This is a genomic window from Dialister succinatiphilus (genome assembly GCF_928721695.1).
GTDB classification, from domain to species: domain Bacteria; phylum Bacillota; class Negativicutes; order Veillonellales; family Dialisteraceae; genus Dialister; species Dialister succinatiphilus.
The window spans coordinates 2,112,035-2,134,013 of sequence record NZ_OV788641.1 but is presented as its reverse complement, the minus strand read 5'-3'; the positions used below and the strand labels follow the sequence as shown (position 1 = coordinate 2,134,013).

The 21,979-nt window shown below is 50.8% G+C and carries 21 protein-coding genes; all 21 read left to right on the top strand.

Annotated features, from left to right (window positions below; genetic code table 11):
• Positions 1-3: 3 nt before the first annotated feature.
• The 21 genes from NW747_RS09045 to NW747_RS08945 all read left to right on the top strand — a co-directional run bounded on the left by NW747_RS09045 (position 4) and on the right by NW747_RS08945 (position 21,891).
• On the top strand, positions 4-621 hold the full coding sequence (locus tag NW747_RS09045; RefSeq protein WP_273096908.1) for a sigma-70 family RNA polymerase sigma factor: 618 nt from the start codon (positions 4-6) through the stop codon (positions 619-621).
• Between the two features lie 150 nt (positions 622-771).
• Positions 772-1,338 carry a hypothetical protein gene (locus NW747_RS09040; RefSeq protein ID WP_273187004.1) on the top strand — a complete coding sequence of 189 codons (567 nt, stop codon included), beginning with the start codon at positions 772-774 and terminating at the stop codon, positions 1,336-1,338.
• A 312-nt stretch (positions 1,339-1,650) separates the two neighbouring features.
• Positions 1,651-3,666 carry a BamA/OMP85 family outer membrane protein gene (locus NW747_RS09035; protein WP_273097078.1) on the top strand — a complete coding sequence of 672 codons (2,016 nt, stop codon included), beginning with the start codon at positions 1,651-1,653 and terminating at the stop codon, positions 3,664-3,666.
• A gap of 17 nt (positions 3,667-3,683) precedes the next feature.
• On the top strand, positions 3,684-4,982 hold the full coding sequence (locus NW747_RS09030; protein WP_273187003.1) for a Tat pathway signal sequence: 1,299 nt from the start codon (positions 3,684-3,686) through the stop codon (positions 4,980-4,982).
• Between the two features lie 15 nt (positions 4,983-4,997).
• Positions 4,998-5,513 carry an OmpH/Skp family outer membrane protein gene (locus NW747_RS09025; protein WP_008858926.1) on the top strand — a complete coding sequence of 172 codons (516 nt, stop codon included), beginning with the start codon at positions 4,998-5,000 and terminating at the stop codon, positions 5,511-5,513.
• A gap of 12 nt (positions 5,514-5,525) precedes the next feature.
• On the top strand, positions 5,526-6,479 hold the full coding sequence (locus NW747_RS09020; protein WP_273187002.1) for a hypothetical protein: 954 nt from the start codon (positions 5,526-5,528) through the stop codon (positions 6,477-6,479).
• Positions 6,480-6,493: 14 nt separating this feature from the next.
• Positions 6,494-6,952 carry an OmpH/Skp family outer membrane protein gene (locus tag NW747_RS09015; protein WP_008858928.1) on the top strand — a complete coding sequence of 153 codons (459 nt, stop codon included), beginning with the start codon at positions 6,494-6,496 and terminating at the stop codon, positions 6,950-6,952.
• A gap of 8 nt (positions 6,953-6,960) precedes the next feature.
• Positions 6,961-7,983 (top strand): UDP-3-O-(3-hydroxymyristoyl)glucosamine N-acyltransferase, encoded by a 1,023-nt coding sequence (gene lpxD, locus NW747_RS09010; protein ID WP_273187000.1) that lies wholly within the window; start codon positions 6,961-6,963, stop codon positions 7,981-7,983.
• Between the two features lie 109 nt (positions 7,984-8,092).
• Entirely contained in the window at positions 8,093-9,007 is a 915-nt protein-coding gene (locus NW747_RS09005; protein WP_273097086.1) for a lysophospholipid acyltransferase family protein, read from the top strand.
• On the top strand, positions 8,988-9,722 hold the full coding sequence (locus NW747_RS09000) for an alpha/beta hydrolase family protein (RefSeq protein ID WP_273186998.1): 735 nt from the start codon (positions 8,988-8,990) through the stop codon (positions 9,720-9,722). Before NW747_RS09005 ends, NW747_RS09000 begins: the two co-directional genes overlap by 20 nt.
• Before the next feature lie 103 nt (positions 9,723-9,825).
• Positions 9,826-11,031 carry an MFS transporter gene (locus NW747_RS08995; RefSeq protein WP_273186996.1) on the top strand — a complete coding sequence of 402 codons (1,206 nt, stop codon included), beginning with the start codon at positions 9,826-9,828 and terminating at the stop codon, positions 11,029-11,031.
• A gap of 660 nt (positions 11,032-11,691) precedes the next feature.
• Complete coding sequence (locus NW747_RS08990) at positions 11,692-12,258, top strand: RNA polymerase sigma factor (protein ID WP_273186994.1); 567 nt, start codon at positions 11,692-11,694, stop codon at positions 12,256-12,258.
• 109 nt (positions 12,259-12,367) lie between these two features.
• Positions 12,368-12,574, top strand: coding sequence for a DUF2922 domain-containing protein (locus tag NW747_RS08985; protein WP_273186992.1), 207 nt, complete (start codon positions 12,368-12,370; stop codon positions 12,572-12,574).
• 212 nt (positions 12,575-12,786) lie between these two features.
• Positions 12,787-13,014 carry a DUF1659 domain-containing protein gene (locus tag NW747_RS08980; protein WP_008859318.1) on the top strand — a complete coding sequence of 76 codons (228 nt, stop codon included), beginning with the start codon at positions 12,787-12,789 and terminating at the stop codon, positions 13,012-13,014.
• Positions 13,015-14,101: 1,087 nt separating this feature from the next.
• Entirely contained in the window at positions 14,102-16,411 is a 2,310-nt protein-coding gene (locus NW747_RS08975) for a virulence-associated E family protein (protein WP_273186989.1), read from the top strand.
• Between the two features lie 549 nt (positions 16,412-16,960).
• Entirely contained in the window at positions 16,961-17,443 is a 483-nt protein-coding gene (locus tag NW747_RS08970) for a phage holin family protein (RefSeq protein ID WP_273186986.1), read from the top strand.
• A gap of 353 nt (positions 17,444-17,796) precedes the next feature.
• Positions 17,797-18,399, top strand: a complete 603-nt coding sequence (locus tag NW747_RS08965; RefSeq protein ID WP_273186984.1) for a GH25 family lysozyme — start codon at positions 17,797-17,799, stop codon at positions 18,397-18,399.
• Positions 18,392-18,709 (top strand): hypothetical protein, encoded by a 318-nt coding sequence (locus NW747_RS08960; RefSeq protein ID WP_273186981.1) that lies wholly within the window; start codon positions 18,392-18,394, stop codon positions 18,707-18,709. The genes NW747_RS08965 and NW747_RS08960 overlap by 8 nt, the downstream gene beginning before the upstream one ends.
• 366 nt (positions 18,710-19,075) lie before the next feature.
• Positions 19,076-19,342: a hypothetical protein gene (locus NW747_RS08955; RefSeq protein WP_273186979.1), complete on the top strand. Its 267-nt coding sequence runs from the start codon at positions 19,076-19,078 to the stop codon at positions 19,340-19,342.
• A 15-nt stretch (positions 19,343-19,357) separates the two neighbouring features.
• Positions 19,358-19,900 (top strand): DUF2815 family protein, encoded by a 543-nt coding sequence (locus NW747_RS08950; RefSeq protein ID WP_273186976.1) that lies wholly within the window; start codon positions 19,358-19,360, stop codon positions 19,898-19,900.
• Between the two features lie 29 nt (positions 19,901-19,929).
• Positions 19,930-21,891: a DNA polymerase gene (locus NW747_RS08945; protein ID WP_273186973.1), complete on the top strand. Its 1,962-nt coding sequence runs from the start codon at positions 19,930-19,932 to the stop codon at positions 21,889-21,891.
• Positions 21,892-21,979: the final 88 nt, after the last annotated feature.

Genomic DNA, 21,979 nt, shown 5'->3' with positions numbered 1-21,979 from the left:
TAGATGCTGGAAGAATATAAATCCTTCCTTGCTACCCTGACCAAGCTTTCGCGGGAAGAGGAAGAAGAACTGTGGAAACAGTATAAAGAACAGGACCTGCTGGAAGCCAGGCAGTCGCTGATTGAACACTATCAGCCCCTGGTTTTCCGGGAGGCCATGAAATACGGCCTGCAGGAAGCGGTGACCCTGGATCTTATCCAGGAAGGCACGGTAGGGCTCATGGAAGCGGTGGAACGGTTTGATCCCTCCCAGGGCGTAGCTTTTTCCCTCTATGCCCTTCACCGGGTGAGGGGACGCATGCTGAATTTCCTGAGGCGCAATGGTTCGGAAGTACTGCTGGACGATGGAGAGGAAGAAAAAGTTTTCCTCACAGAAGCCATCCCCGATACGGCTTTCGAATCAGCTGATAAAAGCGTGCTCAACATGGCGGTGAGCCATGCGGTTTCCAGGCTCCCCGTGAAGGAGCAGGACGTGATCCGCCGGGTTTACCTGAAGGAACAGACCGCCCAGGAAACGGCCCATGCCATGGATGTGAGCACCGCCTATGTGTACCGTCTGGAAAAAAGAGGCATCCGCCGTCTCCGCGGCATGCTTTCTAAATTGATTCACGACAGGAAATAGTGTAATATAGGTGAAAATGAGCGATTGATTAAGTTATCTGGCGATAGAGTCAGATTTATGATTATTTACTGATGTTCTTTTATACTTCTCTTTGGCTGATTATAGAATATAAGGGGAAATCCTATCCGGTTTCCGTGACAGGGAGGTATTATGTCAGGAGATATAGTAAAACGGGTGCAGGCTGTGAGAAAATGGCTGGAAAAAGCAGAGCATTCCTACAGCAGCCATAAAGAAATCACCGGTGAAATCAATCTCATCATGGCGCAGGCTGAGATGCAGCGCCTGAATGAAACTCATAAAAATTCCAAAGTCCGCCGCTGGATGCTTCGGGTATCGGCCATGGGCGCTGCCTTTGCGGTTTTCCTTGGCATGAATGCCTTCTGGAGCCTCATGGAGCCTAAAGCGGAAGAGCCGGAAAGGCCGGTGCAGATTGTGATTCATGATGCGCCGTCACCGGTGGGGGAAAAGACAGAAACAGCCGTTTCTCAAGGCGATGATAAGAGCCTTGCAGAAGCAGTTCCGTCTTCTGCTGAAGATATTGCTCCCGCTGCTGCACCTTCCTACAGTGCTCCGGCAGAAGCACCGGCTCCTGCTCCAGCCATGGAAGCGCCGGTGGTTCGTACCGCTCCTGCCCCCAGGGCAGCGCCGGCTCTTTCGGACAAGGAAATTCAAAGTGTTGTTGGAGAAGCAGGCCGGGCCCTCCGGGGCCAGTCTTAGGGAAGCACTGATTAATTCATAGAGTTTGCTTTTATAAGAATTTTCATGCACTGCTTCGTCATGAGGCTCCTTAAATAGCTCGCTATTCGCGTCGCCTCATTCCTTGCATTGCATAAAAATTCAATAATAAAAGCAAACAACGATTTAATCAGCGCTTCCTTAGGCAGGTGTTGACTCATTGATAGAGTCAGTGCTGCTCTATGAAATACAGTCTTATCACAGGATTTGATTTCCTGCGGTGAAAACCTGATTTCAGCCTCTGATATAAAATAAGAAAACTCTGTCTACTCTATAAATACTGAGGAGGAATTTATGATTACATCAAAAAGCAGAAAAGTTGTGCTTCTTTCCGCCGTTCTGCTGTCCCTTTCCGGATGGACTGCCTTTGCAGATTCTCCGGATATGACAGCCGGCCAGGGTGGGATGACCCAGAGCGCCATGATCAATGTAAAGACCGGACAACAGTCCGGCGGCGCAGGACAGATTACCGATGAAACTGCGGAAAGCAAAACGGAATCTTCCGTGGCTGTGAAACAGTCCCAGCAGCAGACCGTGGCAGTGGGGGATGCGTCCCTCTACCTGTCCAAGGCCGATGATGAAGCCATTGAAGCCCAGGTAGGAAAGACGATTACATCCGTTGACTTTGCCGGCATTCCGGAAGAAGTTAAAACGAAACTCTCTCCCCTGGTACAGAGCAGACCGGGCACCCAGCTCACGGAAGAGGGAGTACGAAACGATGTGGCCTCTATCGGCTCCACCGGCGTATTCTCCCAGATTACGCCTGCTTTCAGTCCCGTGCCGGAAGGGGTGGGCATTACCTACCAGCTGGCAGCCAATCCGGTGGTTCATGACGTTACCTTTACGGGAAATACCATATTCACCAGCGACTATCTGAAATCCATTATGAATATCCCGCAGGACAGCGTCCTCAACTTCGTGCTGGTGAACCAGAAGCTGAAGCAGATTGAAGATCTCTACCTGAAACAGGGCTACATGCTTGTTTCCATTCCTTCTGTTAATGTTTCTTCTGACGGCACCCTTCACGTAGATATTTCCGAAGGCGTAGTGGAAGATATTGTCATTGTAGGCAATGACAAGACCAAGGATAAGGTTATCACCCGCGAACTGAAGCTGAAGAAGGGCAAACCTTTCAATAAGTTCCAGGCAAGCCGCAGCATGGAAAGACTGTACAACCTGGGATACTTTGAAGATGTGAACATGAAGCTCCTGCCGGGCAAAGAAAATGAACACAATGTAATCATCGAAATCGATGTGATTGAACAGAAAACCGGTATCGTCACCGTAGGTGCCGGCTACTCCGACTCCGACGGCACCGTAGGTATCGTGGAACTGGGTGATACCAACTTCCGCGGCACCGGTGACAAGGTGAACTTCCACTGGGAATTCGGCGGCGCAGGGGACGGCAAGAACTACACCATTTCCTATACCCATCCCTGGATCAATGATAACGGTGACTCCCTGGGCGCATCCATTTTCAACCGTATTTACGAATATGATGACTATGATGCCAAAGGCCATGAAATTGCAGAATACGATAAGAGAAGAAAAGGCTGGAACCTCACCTGGGGCCATGTAACTGATGAGTACAGAACCAACTACTTCAATTTCGAATCCTCCAAGGAATCCTACGATGACCATGATGGATTTGACTGGCAGGGTCATGCCTATGATAAATTCAGGGATTACAAGTCCTATGGCTATGATTCTCCCGAAGCTATGCAGGATGCATGGCATAAGGCTATTTTTGACAACTTTGGTACTACCAACAGCTTTACCTTCACCCACGTATTCGATAACCGCGACAACTACTTCAATGCCAGCAAGGGCCACAGACTTTCCTTCGCAGCTCAGTGGGGCGGCCATGGACTGGGTGGAGACTATGACTTCTACAAGTTCACCGCGGAAGGCCGTTTCTACAAGAACCTGGGCAGCAGCCATATCCTGGCTCTCCGCCTGATGGCAGGCTATATCGATGGCGACGTTTCCTACGGCAATCTCTTCAGCCTGGGCGGCTCCAATACGCTTCGCGGCTATGAAGACGACCAGTTCAAAGGTAAGAAAATGTACGCCGGCACACTGGAATACCGCTTCCCCATTGCGAAGAAGGTACAGGGCGTACTCTTCACCGATGTGGGCAGTACCTGGAGTCTGGACCAGGGCAAGATTCCCTGGTACGAAGATGATGATTCTCTCAACTGGGCAGTGGGCGTAGGCCTTCGTCTCCAGACGCCGATCGGACCAATCCGTCTCGACTACGGCCATGGGGACCAGAATAAGTTCCACTTCAGCTTCGGTACCCAGTTCTGATTTACAGGAGGAGGACTATGTTTTCTTCCTTACTGAAAAAACAGATGATGCGGGCAGGATTTCTTCTGCTCGTTTCTTCTTTTCTCATTCCTTCACCTGCCCAGGCAGCGCCTATTGAGAAAGTGAAGGTATCCCTGGATGCAGCGGGAGGAGATTTGCCGCCGGCGGTGGAAAAGCGGGTGGTATCCAGTATTTCCTCCATTGGAAACCGTGTGTTTGTGGGAAAGGAAGAAAATCTCTTTGCCTTGAACAGCAGCGCCTATGACAAGGTGCTGGCAGACATTATCAACCGGGTGGTTATCGGCTATGTGGTGTCGGATCTCTCTGTAAACTATGGCAGGGATACGTCCATCCATGTGACCCTCCAGCCGGTGGGGCAGATCATCCGCCATGTGGATACGGAAATCGACTACGGCGGCCTTTCGCCGGAAGCAGCCCGCTATGTGGCAGAGGATACGGCCGATGTGCCGTCTCTCATGGAAAACCTTCTCATTGGGCTTCCCGTAGATTCCGTGGGATGGGCGGAAAGCGTGTCCCAGTCGGCAGGCCGGGACCTTCTTTCCCAGATTCTTCCGGAATTCCAGGCAAACTTTGAAGTGGAGTCCGGAGAAAATACGAAGGTGAAGATTTACCTGATTCCTCAGGGAAAAATCGTCCGTTCCAGCAGGCTCACCTTTGAGAAAACCACCGTTCCAAGACTTCTCATGCTTCGAGCAGCGGAAGAGACGGAAAGTGCTCTGTCCTCTCTCCGGGGTCTTCCGGTGGACTTTGTTACAAGGCACAGCAGCCGGATTGCTTCTGACATGAATGAAATCCTACAAAAGGACTCTTTCATCCGGAAATACGGCATTGCCACAGATACGACTCTTGTTTCCGGCGAAACGGCGGAACTTCAGGTGAACGCCTTGACAGATCACTGGGTGATTCGCACGGAAGTATGGCTGGATGCCGGAAGAGAGGGCGACAAGAACACGGCAGTGGAAGGAATGCTGGGCCACTATATCGGGAAACATGATACCCTTTTCGGGGAAGCCCGCTTCTATCCCGGCCCCATGGACTGGAATGTGTATGGCGGTTTTACCCATCAGTTCGGTTCTTTCATGGACCTGGGCTATAAGTATGATTTCGTGGACAGCGCCAGCCATATCTTTGGCACTGTGCCTATAGGAAATAAATTTGCCCTGCGCTACGACAGGGATTTCAGGGAAAGAAACAATGAATTTGGATTTTCCTATAAAATTCATAATTACATTACCCTAGAATACGTGTATAATGATGAAGATGGCAAATGGCTGAGACTCATTGCCAATTTATAAAGGAGTGGACTTATTATGATGACAACTCTTGGAAACAAGAAGAATGTAAAGATTTTTTCCTTTGCCCTGGCCGGCGTATTTATTGCGTCTGTAGCCGTCATGGCAGTGGTATCCATGGGAGATACGGCCAACGCTGCTCCCACCTCTGATATCGGCGTGGTGGACCAGAGAGAAGTGATTTCCTCCAACGGCCAGCTGGCATTGAATTACCAGCAGAAAATGAAGGAAACTGCCGATGAAATGCAGAAAGACTTCGACGCTAAATCTGCCGGCATGTCCGATGCAGATAAAGAAAAACTTTTCAATGACATGCAGCAGCAGTTCAACCAGAAGCGCACAGCCATTGAAAAAGATATGGAAGACCAGGTCACCGGTGCTGTGAAATCCGTGGCATCCAAGAAGGGCCTGTCTCTGGTGGTAGACAAATCGGCTGTTATTTATGGCGGCACCGATATTACCAAGGATGTCAGCGATACTCTGAACAAATCTATTTCCGCATCCCAGTCTGCCGCTGCCTCCCAGAGCAAATAACGGAGGACTGAGATGATGCACCGCAGGTCCCTGCTTGCCGCTGCTGTTTCCGTCATGGCTGCCCTGTCCCTTGTGCTTTCGGGCTGCGGGACGAAAAAAGAAGAAACACCGCCGCCGCCATCGGTGCACTACGGGGTGGCAGACCTGGAAACACTGGTGAAAGCTCACCCGAAATACAGTGAGTATTTCAAATTGGAAACTGAATATAACCAGATGCTTCACCAGTATCAGACAGAGCGGACAAAGCTCATTGATGTTTCTTCCAAACAGCAGAAAATCAATGCGGCCCTGGCGGATACAGCCCGCCGGACAGCAGCGGAAAACGAGCTGAAAACGAAAGTGAAGGCCCGGGAAGACGAACTCAATGAAGGACTGAAGAAACTTTACGATGACATTGAGAAAAATCATGCTTCCAAAGGCACCATGAAACTGGAAACACTGACGCCCGAAGAAAGGGCGGAAATGGCCAACCTCCAGATGAAGCTTACCGTCCTTGGCGTCACCGGCGATGAAAAAGAGCAGGTAAAGGAAGAACTTCACAAACTCATGGACCTTCGCACAGCTCGGGAAAAAGCGGACATGGCAGGCTGGAGCGCTGATGAGATGAAACAGATGAGCGAGGCTAAAGAAAAAGCCCAGGCAGAACTGGAAGAATACTCCTCCAGCACCGCTGATGAAATCCGTAGCCGTCTCGAAAGCGAAGGAGAAGCGGATATATCCCAGGCAGAAGAAAGCTTTGCCGAAAACCATGAGGACTGGGATAATGAATGGCAGTCCCGCATTGATCAGAAACAGAAGCAGATGGCGGCTGTAAAAAAGGAAATCATGGAAGATATCGAGAAGGAAGCGGCAAGACTGGCTTCTGAAAAGAACCTGGACATGATTTTCTCCAAGTACAAAGCCAATATCAGCGCAGATGATGTAACCGGCGACCTGGCAGGCCGCATTGTGAATATACAGAAATAAGCAGGAGGAACAGTATGAATAAGGCTTCGTTGAAAAAACTGGCCTGCATTGGGATGATTGCCTTTGCCGCCGTTATCACAGGCTGCGGCAGTGAACATAAAGTGGCAGTGGTGGACTATCAGAAACTGGAAGACCAGTCCCCCAAGATTAAAGCAATCCAGCAGGAAATTACAGACAAGGATAAGGAAATCAGCAATCGACTGGCGGAAGACTCTAAGAAAGGCCTTTCCGATGAAGAAATGCAGAAAAAAGTACAGTCTGCCCAGCAGGAGCGCATGATTTTCATCCAGAGCAAGCAGAAGCAGATCGAATCCATGATCCAGTCCCAGGCAGGCATTATTGCCAAGGAAAAGAACATCGGCATTGTGATGAATAAAATGTCCGTTCCCGCAGGAGCCGTGGATATTACAGACGAAGTACTGGCCAAGATAGACGGAGGCGCGTCCAAAGCCGCTTCTTCCCAGTCTAAGTGAGGATGCATATGAAAAAAACAGCAGGTGAATTGGCAGAAATCGTAGGCGGCAAACTGTATGGGGACAGCACCGTAGAAATTGATGATGTAAGGAGCGCAGAAAGCGCAGGTCCCTCCCATATTACCTTTGCCCGCGGCATTTATGCAGAGCATATCGAAGAAATGAAGGCAGGCGTTATTCTGGTAGATGAGCTTCCTGCCCATTATACGAAAAACCTGATCGTTGTGCCGGACTGCCGGCGTTCCTTCGGACAGCTGGTGGATCTCTACCATCCGGAAAGTCACTATACTCCGGGCATCCATCCAACAGCCGTGGTCAGTGACAAGGCAGTCATCGGTAAAAACGTATGCATTATGCCCTACACCGTTATCGACGAAGGCGCCCGTATCGGCGACGGCACCGTGATTTTCCCTTATACCTATGTGGGAAAAAATGCGCAGATCGGAAAAGACTGTGAAATCAATCCGGGCTGCGTGATCCATGAAAACAGCGTACTGGGAGACCGGGTGGTTCTTCGGGCCCATGCAGTGGTAGGAGGCCAGGGCTTTGGCTTCTCCACCGATGAAAAAGGTCATCATCACCATATCCGCCAGCTGGGGAAAGCAGTCATCAGCGATGACTGTGAGCTTGGCGCAGGAACTGCTGTGGATAACGGCGCTCTGAATGATACGGTGGTAGGAAGGGGCACCAAGATCGATAACCTGGTACACCTGGGACATAATGTACAGGTAGGGGAAGACTGCTTCATTATTGCCCAGACCGGTATCGCCGGCTCTACCACCATTGGAAACCACTGCATCCTGGCAGGCCAGACCGGTATCAACGGTCATGTGAAGATTGCAGACAATGTCATTCTTGGCGGTAAAACCGGTGTCATTGGAAATATTAAGGAACCCGGCGTGTACATGGGATATCCTGCCCGCACTCACGCCCAGTGGGGCAGAGTGGAAGTCATGATTTCCCATCTGCCGGAACTGATGAAGAAAGTCCGTCTTCTGGAAAAGAAACTGAAAGAAGCGGAAAAGAAATAACCGGTTTCTTCACAGGAAGTGGTCATTTCAAATTATTTACAGGAGGGGGTACAGGGTCTTTTAACAGGAAGACCCGGCCCTCTTTCTTTTTTCATTTCGAGGTTTGCTTATGGGTGCAACATACAGATTACTGAAAATCATGGGCTGGGCGGCCTGCCATCTCTCTCCCTCCGGCGCCGAAACCATGGGACGGGGGCTGGGTCATTTCTTCTGGACCTTTGTTCCGCCTAAGCGGAAGAAACTGGCTGTGAATAATATTCTCCGTGCCGGCATTACGAAAGACAGGAACGAAGCAGAGAAGATTGCCAAAAATGCATCTCTCCGCTTTGGCCCCCTGGGGATATCCATGTTCCGCTTCCCCCTTCTCCATAAAAACAATATCCGGGACTATGTCACCATCCGGGGAAAAGAAAAACTGGATGCCCTGAAGGAAGAGGGGAAAGGCTGCATCCTGGCTGCTACCCACTGCGGCAACTGGGAAGTGGAAGGAGCGGCCCTTGCCCTCTACGGCTATCCCCTCCTTTCCGTGGCCATGCAGCAGAAGAACAAAGACTTTGATCGTTTCCTCTGTGAATACCGCTCCATGCCGGGGCAGAAAGTGGAATACAAAACAGGGGTGAGGGATATGCTGCGCCGTCTCAAGGAAGGATACTTCGTTGGCCTTCTCTGCGACCAGGATCCCGGTGACACAGGCATCCTTTCGCCCTTCCTGGGGCAGGAAACCCTCACTGCCACAGGGCCGGCCCATTTCTCCCTCCTCACAGGCCTTCCAGTGATGACCGCCTTCATTCATGAAACCAGCCCCTGGCACTATGAAATCATTATTGGTGATCCCATTCATGCCGACGAAGGACTGAAGAAAAAGGAAGCCATCAAAAATATTACAGACAAGGTGAACGAGCGACTGGAAAAATGGATCCGCACCTATCCGGAAGAATGGTTCTGGCTTCATAACCGATGGAAATGGACCGACTATTTTCATCCCGAACTGAAAGGGAGGCATCATGAACCAGCTGAAAACTGAAAAAATAGACATCCACGATATTCCGGTCATTCTGGTGCATCCGCCCATGGAAACCGGAAAGCCTGCTATCCTCTATCACGGCTGGAGCAGCCGGGCCGAATACCAGCTGACCAAAGCCTCCATCCTGGCAGTGAACGGCTATACTGTTTTCATCCCCGAAGCCCTCTATCACGGTGAAAGGGGAGCCCTGAAAGATTTTTATCAGAAAGAAGACTATGATATATTCTGGGAAACCATTTTCCGGAATATGGAAGAATTTCCTTTCCTTTCAGATTACATCAAAGAAAGATACAGCGAAAAGCCCTTCATCCTGGGTCACTCCATGGGCGGCCTTTCTGTCCTTGGCATAGGAAGCGCTTATGGGAAAGACGTAAAAGGCATTGTTTCCTTCAACGGCTCCGGTGACTGGCTCCTGACTCATCTTTTCATTCAGGCCCGCTTCGGCATTTACATGAAAAAAGACTGGCCCCTCTATGATGAAATCGAAAAGAAATCGCCTACGGCCCATCTTGATACCCTTAAGGATGTGCCCATCTTCATGACCAATGGAGACAGCGATGGCTCCATAGATCCCAGAGCCCAGGCTCACTTCTATGAAGAACTGGTGAAGGCGGGGGGAAAGGCGGAAAGAGTGGTTTATCCGCTTCTGGGCCATTTTGTGACTACGAATATGATGGATGACGGGCTGCAATGGATGGAAAAAGTGCGTCCATAGCTATGCGTCCATAGCTAAAGGAGAGACTGGAGAACGAAGGCTCCGAAATTGACAGAAGTTTCACCTCAAAGATTTCTGCGCTCACATATAAGTTTTATTTTCCATGAAAGGAGGGCTGTTTCTGAGCTACAATAAAAACATCATCACCCTGGTAGCCAGTATGTTCCTGGTTGCCTCCGGCTACACCATGGTGATTCCTTTTCTTCCCCTGTACCTGGGGGAATTGGGGGTGCCGGATCATGAAATCGCCCTTTGGACGGGACTTGTGTTTTCCAGCTGCTTCCTGGTGGCCGGCATCATGGGCCCTATCTGGGGCAAACTGGCCGATCTGGGCGGAAAGAAAAAAATGGCCGTTCGGGCGGCGGTGCTTCTGGGATTTTCCTATCTTTTCTGCGGACTCTGCCAGAATCAGTATCATCTTATGGCAGCCCGGGCCTTCCAGGGCTTTGCCAACGGATTTGTGGCTGCTTCCATGGCCATTATTTCCGACAGCGCCGACTCCGATAAACTGGGCGGCACCCTGGGCATGGCCCAGACCTCCCTGGTGGTGGGAGGCATCCTGGGGCCCCTCATGGGCGGTGCCCTGTCCCATGCCTTCGGTATGAGGAATACCTTCTTCCTTTCTGCCCTTTTTCTATGGATCGTGGCAGTGGCAGTTATCGTTTTCGTGAAAGATAGAAATACCGGGACTGTCCATAAAACCAGAGAAAAGAGTTCTATTTCCCAGGACCTTTCCTATGCAGCCCATAATCCCTCCCTGAGAGAACTCCTTCTTCTCACCTTTTTCCTGCAGACCACGCTCCTGATGATTCAGCCCGTTACATCCCTCTATGTGGGAGAGCTGATGCATCATGAAGGAAATATCGAGCTCACCGCCGGCTTCATCATGTCCAGCGGCGGTCTGGCAGGCGCTCTTACCACCACTCTGTGGGGAAAGTTCGGACAGTCTCATGGCTATTACTACGCCATGGCCCTGACCCTTCTTTCTGCTGGAGCCTTTACGATTCTCCAGTCCATTCCCGACTCCATCTGGGGCTTCGGTATCTGCCAGTTTCTGGTGGGCTGCTTCGTTATCGGTGCCAATCCTTCCATTAATGCGGCCCTGGTGGAGCATACACCCTCCGATTTCAGAGGCCGCATATTCGGCCTCTCCAATACGGCCCAGCAGTTTGGAAATATGTGCGGTCCTCTTCTGTCCTCTCTCATTTCCATGGCCTTGGGCATTTGGGAAGTATACCTGGCTGCAGGACTGATCCAGCTTCTTTTAGGAATAAAGGTTGCTATGACCCATAGGAAAGAAGGTCGGTGACAGGCCCTTACAAATGGGAGAGGGATAGTCTTTTGGGTCTGGAAGGGCGCCATTCCTTCACGATAAGGATGTGTCTATAAGACTGCGTGGTCATCACTGATAAATAAAATAAAAAAAGTTTTCTGCTCTTTTCAAAAAACGGGACCTGCCGTTATTTATATAGTAGAGGGGCACGAAAAGCCCGCGGTTCTACCGGATATCACTCCATATGTTTCCCAGTTGGCCATAAGAAATGATTCTATGGAGTGATGGAAAGAAGAAAATGGTACCGCTTTTCTCCCTCACCATTTCCGGAAAATGGTAAAAATTCAGTGTAAACTGAAAAAATAGCAGAGAAATCCAGGACTTCATCATCTATCACGGCAGAAATGACGGGAGACTCATGTATGGCGCGCGCCGTCGTACCTCGTACAGCAGCGGCCGTAGACCATGCAGACACCGAACTCATTGGGCATAGGGGATGGGAAGGCACCGGGTTTCTTTGTGGTGGTGGGAGCCAAGCTGCTTGGCTCTTGCCAATTTCTTGTATTATCGTATACAATAAATTTAAATACAACTGAATACCGGTACGCTTGAGATGAATAGAGACACTGCTGATTAGATGAAAAAAGCGGACCACCGGTGTTTTTCCGATACTTATCGGGGAAAAGGGTGTTCCTTATGCAGAAAATTGACATGAATAGCTGTTTTGATGATTTGGCAGTGCAGGCCGGAAAAGGAAATCCGGAAGCGAAAGAAGTTTTATGCAGGCATTTCAGAAAGTATATCCATAACCTGTCCCGCTCCTACCAGCAGGGCTGGGATGCGGAAGACGCGGAGCAGGATTTATGGGTTTGCTTTTTGGAATGCCTTTTGGCGTACAGGAAAGAAAGGAAAATCCATTTCCGTTACTATGCGCTGAAATATTTGAGATGGAAACTGCTGAATTTTTACCGTTCCAGAAAGTTGGATGAAAAGTATACCAGTGAGTTTACAGAACTGCCCTGCCGGTCAAGCCGGCTGGAAAGGGCGCAGGAGCTGACGGAAAGAGAAACGGAGTCAGTGCTGGAGAAATGCAGCCTTTCAAATAAACAGAGACATATGGTGAGGCAGCGCCTTTCCGGAAAAAGCTATAAGGATATGGCTTCTGAAAACAGGGAATCTTTGCGTAATATCTACTACCACATGGGAAGGATCCAGTCTATATGTGCAGGAAATCAGGAATTTCGAGAAAGTTTTTTTGCCTGATTTTCAAAAAACGGGACCTGCCGTTATTTATATAGTAGAGGGTGAAATGAACGGAACATCCCAGGGCCCGGGATGAAAAATCCGAAGTGCCCTGGAAGGAGGAAAGTGAATGAAGACACTGCAGCTTGTGTTTGCGGCAGGATCCAATGCCACTTCCACTCTCACCATTGCCAATCCGAAGGACGGGCTGACTCTGGATGAAGTGAAAGCGGCTGTGGCAAAGATCCAGCCCATCATGGTGACCCGCTCCGGCGCGGCGCTGACCGGCTTCAAGAAGGCAGTCATCGTGAACACTACGGAAGAAGAGCTGGCGTGAGTCATGTGAGGAGGGAGAGGGGTGAGGCAATAGAGGGGGAGTAGCTAGTAGCTTGTAGCTAGGAACTAGGAACTAGCCACTAGGAACTAGCCACCAGCTACTGCGCCGTCAGGCGCCCCCCAGCCACTAGCCACCAGTCACCAGATCAATCCCACCAATGACTCTACCCAAATCACAACCTATGAATTAGAAAACAAGAAAGGAGGTAACCTATGGCTGTTGCAAAGGAACTTACGGACCTGAAACTCCAGATTCGTGTAGCAGATGGCACTACATCTGCAGGGGCAGCAAAAATCAAAAGCCTGAGCTATTCCAATATCAAACTGGATGCTACTGACCAGGAGCTGATGGATGCAGGTAAGGCGATTGTGGGTATGACCAATTACCCGCTGGCTGGAATCCGCTGCGTACTGACTAATGATATGAGTGATAACGGTTAAGGAGGTGATCCCAGAAGCCGTCCCCTGATGGGACGGCTTTTGGATTTTATAGGAGCAAAGAGCTTGGAGGGAACCTAAATTTTAAATAGTGCCATTTAGATAAAACCTTTCCAGATTTGCTGATGTCCGATAGAGATTTCAAGGCAGTTCTGTTTTTTAATAAGGTAATTTTTGTCATTCCATTTTATGATATCCGTATTTGTATCAATCTGTGAGTTAGTAGGTAAATGGATAGAGATTTATTTCAAATATATTTCATATCATTAACCAGCTTAAAGTATAAATTAATAGTCGACTTTCAATGAGGAAATGGTATTTATTTATACGAAAAATCTATTTGATAAACTCAATTTTATTATTGCATAACATTTATGTATATGCTAAAATAAATACAATGTTTCATACCCCATGCACTGAAGACTGTCGGTTTTCGCCATTTCCGGCATCAGCTGCCATAAGTGGGGAATAGAAGCTAATATATCTGTCTTACTAACATTTAACATTTGCGCATGCATAATGTTTGCTGGCTGCAACCAGAAACGTTCTTTTGCATGCCTGGCTATCTAGTGTTTAAAAGGCTGGGCTACTAATGCCCGGCCTTTTTTTCATGTTATTTTTGCTTCCATTGTATTGTATTTGGAATGCCGGAGCGGTTTGAAGTTCAGGCTTTGTGGAATGATCTGCCGCCTCAGGCTTCCGTTATGTTTTCCAACAAAACAGAAAAGGAGATGGTCTATGTACACATTCAGTACAAAATGCTTCGGTTGCTTCAGCAGATTTGTTGGTAAATGGCGAAGACAGATTCTGCTTCTCCTTCTTCTTGCAGTTACTTGCAGGATTTTCCTGCGGGAGTTAAGGAAGGGGGATAGGTAGTCATATCATCTGACACAATAACTGGGGAGTGATTGGATCCGGCTGCTGTCCTATGCCGCTGGATTCCAGTTTCTGCCTGCTGTATGTTATCTCTCGTATTCTTTTTTATTTCTCAATGATTCCTGTATTACAACGAAAGGTTATCACCATGGAAAGATCCTATCAAATTGCCTTAGCTTCGAACCGTAAAGTGAGAATTTGGGAAAACCGGTCTATGACCTGGCATGAGCTGGTGGAGCGGATGAGCCGCCCTGTGAGGACGGGGGAGACGGCGGCGGAGTACCGGCAGATGCCGAGGGCCCGGCAGGCGGATGTGAAGGATGTAGGCGGATTTGTGGGAGGGGCGCTGAAGGACGGGCTTCGGAAGAAGACCCATGTGCTTTTGCGGTCTCTTCTGACTCTTGATATGGACTACGGGTATCCCGGTGTTGTGAAGGACGTTTTGGAAAAGATTTCCTGTACCTGCTTCCTTTATTCTACCCATAAGAGCAGTCCTGAGAAGCCAAGGCTTCGTTTGGTGATTCCTCTTTCTCGTGATGTGAGCGCTGCGGAATATGGAGCCATTTCGCGGAAGACAGCCGAGAAGCTGGGCATGGCGCTTTTTGACCCAACCACCTTTGAGCCGGAGCGTCTCATGTACTGGGGATCCGTTTCAAAGGACGGGGAGTATGTGGCGGAAGGGCAGGAAAGGGAGCTGCTGGATCCGGATCACGTGCTTTCAGAGTACAAAGATTGGACGGACCTTTCTTCATGGCCATCGGCGGATGGAAAGGCAGTGGTGGCGACGGTGGCGAAGGCAGAGGACCCATATGGGAAGAGGGGACTGGTGGGGGCATTCTGCCGTGCCTGGCCCATGGACGATGTGATCCGTACATTTCTTTCAGACCTCTATGAGCCCTCTGTCATTCCCGGGCGCTATGACTATAAGCCCGCCGATTCGTCGGCGGGGCTGGTGGTGTATGATGGGAAATTTATGTATTCCTTCCACGCCACGGATCCTTTCTCGGGAAGGCTGCTGAATGCCTTTGACGCTGTGCGGCTGGCCCGTTTCGGCCATCTGGATGCTGATACCGATGCCGGTACTGCGGTGGACCGTCTGCCGTCGTACAGGGCTATGATCGATTTCGCTAAAAAGGATGAGAGGGTTCGGGAAGAGATTTTGAAAGAGAAGGCCCGGGAAGCGGAAGAGGATTTCAAGGTGCCTGTGCCCATAGCAGCGAAAGCAGGGACAGTGAAGAGCCTTACGGCAAGGCTGAAATTCCGGTCTGATGGCACTGTGGATAACTGCCTTACCAATTTTCTGACCATTCTTCGCATGGATGAGAAGCTGTGGCCCATTTCCTACAACCTTCTGACGGACTCCGTAGACGTGAGAGGCTCCCTTCCATGGCCCCGGATCAAGCCGGGCTGGTCGGACAATGACATGGCCCAGCTCAATTCCTATATTTCCAGCCATTATGGCATTTATGCGCCTATGAAATCCAAAGACGCCCTCATTACTGTGGCCAGCGAGCGCCAGTTTCATCCCATCAGGGAATTTTTCGCATCCCTGCCGCCCTGGGATGGAGTCAAGCGGGTGGAAACGCTGCTGGTGGACTATCTGGGCGCAGAGGACAGCGAATACACAAGGGCGGTTACAAAGAAAACTCTGGCCGCCGCCGTGGCAAGGGTGTATGAGCCGGGGGTGAAATTTGACTCCGTCCTCATCATCAACGGGAGCCAGGGGATCGGTAAATCCACCCTCTTTTCCCGCCTCGGGGGACAATGGTTTTCTGACAGCCTCACTCTGACGGACATGAGGGACAAGGCCGCGGCGGAAAAGCTGCAGGGCTATTTCATCCTGGAACTGGGAGAACTGGCGGGCATGAAAAAAGCGGATATTGAAACCGTGAAATCCTTTATTTCCAGAAGGGACGACAAGTACCGGGCCAGCTACGGCATTACCGTGGAAAGCCATCCAAGGCAGTGCGTCATCGTGGGCACCACCAACGCTGAAAACGGCTTTTTGCGTGACGTCACAGGAAACCGGCGCTTCTGGCCCGTGGCGGTCAGCGGAAATACCACGAAGAAGCCCTGGCATTTGACTATGAATGAAATCTGCCAGATCTGGGCCGAGGCCATAACCATATGGAAAGCCGGGGAACCGCTGTATCTTGAAAATGAACTCCTTGCCGCTGCCAGAAAACAGCAGCAGGCTGCCATGGAGAGCGACGATAGGGAAGGACTGGTCAAAAAATATCTGGAAACTAAACTGCCCAGAAAATGGGACACCATGGATTTAACAGAAAGGAGGCTTTACCTGTCCGGCGCAGAAGGACTGCCGGAAGAACCGGGCGCCGTCATGAGGGATACCGTCACCCATATGGAAATCTACGCGGAATGCTTCGGGCTGGATCCTGCCCGTATGAGGAAACAGGACAGCTACGACATTTCTTCCATCATGAGCAAAATGGAGGGATGGAAGAAAGCAGCCAGCAAGAAGTGCACACCCTATGGGAGGCAGAGATTTTATGCGAAGGAGTAAGGAATAATTGTTTACTGAATCAAGTGGAACAAGACAACATATATTCTTGTTCCAGCTTGTTCCAACTCGTTCCAGCTTGTTCCACAGGAACAGATTTTCACCTATGTGATTTTATGAAGTTGTTCCAGCTTGTCCCATCTTGTTCCACAGCTTGTTCCACCGGATTTCTCAGTCACCATCGTGTAAAACAGGCCAATGGAACAAGTGGAACAAGATATTACCTATAGAGATATACAAGAGAAAAGAGGGGTGTAAATGGCATATGTACGATATATATATACACGCGCGAGGAGCTTGTTCCCCGGGCCGGTGCTTTTGAGAGTCATGCCCTTGTGCTGGCATCCTCCATGACGGCGGGGGGGGGTAACTGGTAACTGGTAGCTGGTAGCTGGGAGCGCCTAACGGCGCAGTGGCTAGTATCTAGTATCTAGTATCTAGTAGCCAGTACCTAGGAACCAGCCACCAGCCACTAAATACCAGCCACCAGATTCTTCATCGTGATGACTCACAAAATTAGCCATACCAAATGATACACCCAAAGGAGGTCTTATGGATCACATTGAAAAACTGATTGATTTATACCCTTTGAAAACCGTAAGCACGGTGCTGCTGATTTTCCTCATGGATGCAAGAACAGTCCTCTTCCTCTGTTTTGCCCTGCTGGTGGTGATTGACTGTCTCACAAGATGGACAGCCATCAGCTTCAAAAGCCTGGCGGAAAGGAACGGAAAAGCAACGCTGGCGGCAGCTCTCTGGGGCATACCCGCAGCCAGAAGGAAAGGGCTGATCCGGAGCTTCGACATGAGAAAGGGGATGGATAAACTTCTTCTCTACCTTCTCTGCACACTGGCCGCCTCATCCTGCGATATGATTTTCGGTGTCCTTGGCACACCGGCTTGGATGACTAGTTTCATCGTAGGTTACATGAGCGTAACGGAAATCCTGTCCATTATTGAAAATTTGTCAGAAGCGGGAGTGGGGAGCTTTGCGCAGCTGGCAGACAGGCTGCGCAAAAGGTTTAACGGCCCCTGAGGGGCCGAGGTTTGTCAGGGCTGACGCCCTGAGGGTTCTCAGGTTTGACACAGCCTGCGGCTGTGAGGGTTGTGGTAGGCGGCTGCGCCGCCAGTTTGTATAAAACCGTACAACCGCCCTGGCGGGCGGGGGGGGAAAAAAACCACCAGAGGTGGCTAACGCATCGCTATGGTTAGAATGGGTTATGTAACCGGAAGGCATTCCCGTAACGCTGACTTTATAAGCATTGCCGCGAGGCGGCTATCCACAACCCTCGGCCTGAAAGGCCGTCAAACTTTAGAACCTTAAGAACCTTCGGCCCGTAGGGCCGTCAACCCTATCAACGTAATTGACTCAAAAGCAAAGGAGCACAAATGACTCAAACAGGCATCGATGTATCAGAGCACAATGGAGAAATCGACTGGAAGAAAGTTGCGGAAGAGGGCATAGGTTTTGCCATCATCCGGGCAGGCTACGGAAGTGCATATCTTGACAGCCGGTTTTATGAGAACGTGAATGGAGCCCATGATGCGGGACTGAAACTGGGGGTGTACCACTTCGGCTATGCCCGCCATGGGGGAGAGCTAGAGGTGGAAAGAAATTTCCTCCTCTCCATCCTCAAGGACTGCGGTCTCATGCCCAAACATCTTCCCCTGGGTGTCTTCTGGGATGTGGAAGAAGATTCTTATCGGGGAAGGGAGTTTCCAAGGCCGGGGGTGATTAACCGGATGTGCCACGCCTTCTGTGAAGGAACGGCGGCTGCGGGCTATCGAGCAGGCATCTACGCCAGCGCCAGCTGGCTTCAAAGCTACATCAAAGCGGCGGAATTTGCCGGACATACACTCTGGGCCGCCCAGTGGTGGAAGGAATGCACCGTAAAGGAAGCGGGAATCTGGCAGTTTACGGACCATCTGGAAGTGGCAGGGCATATCTTTGACGGAAATAGGATCCTGGAGAAGACGGATGGTGATGAATGATGAAACACTGTGCCGCCGCCTTCTGCCTCTTCTTCTTACTTTTCTTCTGGGCTTTGCCGGTGGATGCGGCCTCACCATTTTCCTCGGAGAAAACGTACCGGATCACGGAAACAGAGCTTTCCAGGCTGGAATCGGACTTGGACAGAGCCTTGGAAGAGAAGGGGAAACAGAAAGAACAATCAGAGAGGCTCAGGAAACAGCTCAGGACCTTGGAGAATCAATCGGAAGAGAGGAAGAAAGCCTTAGAGACGGTCAGGAAATCCTTCGAAGAGTACGCCAGAGAGGAGCAGAAAAAACAGAAGAGACTTAGACGGGAGAGAAATGCAGCTATAGGACTGGCAGGACTTCTGGCAGTGGCATTGGCAGCTCGCGCCTGATGGCGCGGCCGGGACCGGGATCGGGATTGAGGTCGGGATCGGGATCGGGGAGCCCCGCCCTCCAACGTCATCCTGAGCGCCAGCGAAGGATCTCGGTAAAAATCGCAAGTGATTCAAATGTCGGTAAATACCAGTCGGCGGGACGGCGCGGTGACGGTGCGGTAGCTGGTGGCTGGTATCTAGTAGCTAGTACCTAGAAACCAGCCACTAGCCACTAGCCACTAGTCACTAGCCACTAGTCACTAGCCACTAGCCACTAGCCACAAAAACCTCACATGACAACAACGAAAGGAGCACAAATGATACAGAATATACTCGACCAGCTTGCAGTCATCCGCGTACAGCTTGACGAGCTGGAAAAGGAAATCCGCGGAATGATGACACAAAAAGAGGAAGAAAAGCCGCCAGTCACCATGGCGGATGTGCGCCGGCTTATGGCAGAGAAATGGAACCTGGGAAAAAGGGATGAAGTGAGGTCCCTTCTGGCCGCATACGGGGCCCAAAAGCTGACGGACGTATCGCCCGGGCACTATGAAGAGCTGGCAGAAAAGATAGAAGCATTATGACGAAAAGGAGCACACATGAAAGACTTGACGAAAGTGGTGACAGGACCGAAAACAAGATTTTCCTATGCCAACGTGTGGGAACCCAGAAAGTTCAAGGGAGACAGGGCGAAATACTCCATATGCCTCATTATCCCCAAAGAGGACGGAGAGACTCTTTCCAAAGTGGAGCAGGCCATAGCAGAGGCCTACCGGCAGGGGGAGGAAAAACTGAAAGGAGCCGATGGCAGGGTTGTGCCCCTTTCCAGCCTCACCCTCCCGCTTCGTGACGGCGATATGGACAAAAGGGAAGATACCGTCTATCGCCATGCCTACTACCTCAACGCTAGAAGCGACATGCCGCCGGGCATAGTAGACAAAAACCTGAACCGCGTTACCGAAAAATCCGGCTTCTACTCCGGCTGCTACGGCAGGGCCTCCATTCACTTCTATGCCTTCAACTATGATGGGAAAATGGGCATCGCCTGCGGGCTGAACAATCTGCAGAAACTGGCAGACGGACCGGCGCTGGGGAATTGGAGTACGCCGGAAGAAGATTTTGGGGATGAGATTTTTGGCTGATATCTGACAAGACAGTGCAAGGAGCACAAATGACTCAAATCACAATCGACATCGAAACCTATAGTCCCATAGACCTTGCCCGCAGAGGGGTGTACAAGTATGCGGAGCACCCGGATTTCTCCATTCTCCTCTTTGGTTACGCCGTGGATGATGGGGAAGTGAAGGTGGTGGATCTGGCAAAGGGGGAGCGCATCCCCGAGGAGATTCTTTTAGCCCTCACAGATCCGCTGGTGACGAAGTGGACGTTCAATGCTTCCTTTGAGCGGATCTGCCTGTCGCGGTATCTTCGGGAGCATTATCCTTCCCATTTTCTTGCCTACGGCAGTGAGGGGGATACGATAGGGAAGTATCTGGATCCTCTGGGCTGGAAATGCTCACAGGTACTGGCCTCATCCTTTGGATTCCCCCTTTCCTTGAAGAATCTAGGCGAGGCGCTGGGGCTTTCAGAGAAGAAGATGGATGAGGGGAGCCGCCTCATAGAGCTCTTCTCCCTGCCCGGTCCGGAAGGGAGAAGGAAGCCGGAAGACTATCCGGAAGAATGGGCGCTTTTCAAGAAATACAATCGCCGGGATGTGGAAGTGGAAATAAAAGTGCGCAAAGCCTTTGCCTCTTTCCGGACACCTGCGGCGCTCTGGGATGAGTACCATGAGGACCAGCGGATCAATGACCGGGGCATTCCCGTGGACATTCCCTTTGTCCATGCCGCCATGGCCATGGGAGACAGGGCGCAGACGGAACTTCTGGGACGGCTGAAACACCTCACGGGCCTTCTGAATCCCAAATCTCCCTGCCAGATGAAGGACTGGCTTTCAGCCAACGGAACCCATGCGGAATCCCTCACCAAAAAAGAAGTGGCAAGGCTGCTCTCCTCTTCTACCGGCGCCGTGAGGGAGGCCCTCACCCTCTATGGACAGGCGCAGAAATCATCCCTTGCCAAGTACGGTGCCATGACCGGTGCCGTATGCAGTGACGGAAGGGCCAGGGGCATGTTCCGCTTCTACGGTGCCGCCAGAAGCGGCCGCTGGGCGGGGAGATACATCCAGCTCCAGAACCTTCCACAGAACCATCTGGAAGATCTCCTGCTGGCCCGCTCCCTTGTGATAGAAGGGGACTATGAGAAAATGGACTTCCTCTACGGCTCTGTTCCCGATACCCTGTCCCAGCTCATCCGCACCGCCTTTGTGGCAAGAAAGGGCTATACCTTCATTGTGTCCGATTTCTCATCCATCGAAGCCAGGGTACTTTCCTACATGGCCCGGGAAAAATGGCGTATGGACGTATTCGCCGGAAATCTGGATATCTACGCCCAGTCGGCATCCAAAATGTTCAGTAAACCCGTAGTCAAAGGAGGCATCAACAGCGACCTTCGGCAGAAAGGGAAAATTGCGGAACTGGCCTTAGGCTACGGCGGGGGAGAAGGGGCACTCATGGCCATGGGCGCCCTGGACATGGGGCTCACCAAAGCAGAATTGCCAGAACTTGTGACCACATGGCGCCAGACCAATCCCCACATCGCCTCCTACTGGTGGCAGGTGGACAGAGCCGTGAGAGAAGCCATAGAGCAGCTTCGGATTACCAGAGTGGGGAGCCTTACCTTCTACATGAAAAAAGGCACCCTCTTCATCGCCCTCCCCTCAGGGCGGCGCCTTGCCTATCCCGGCGCTGCCATGAAAGGAAGCGCCTACGGAAAAACAGCCATCACCTACATGGGCCTTGATACCAAACGAAAATGGAACCGCATCGAATCCTACGGCCCTAAATTTGTGGAAAACATCATCCAGGCCATCTCCAGGGACATACTGGCCTACGCCATGCATAACCTCAGGGACTACTTCATCTGTGGTCATGTCCATGACGAAGTGATCGTGGAATGCAGAGAAGGGACTCCGGTGGAAGAAATCACAGGAATCATGGAAAAAACACCGGACTGGATGCCGGGACTGCTGCTGAGAGCCGATGGGTATGAGACGAGAGAGTATATGAAAATGTAAGCTAAGCTGATATGTATTTTAATAGCGCTCTATAGCAGTAGAGCGCTATTTTATGTCGATAGGTGAAGCACTGGCCATTTTAAAACCG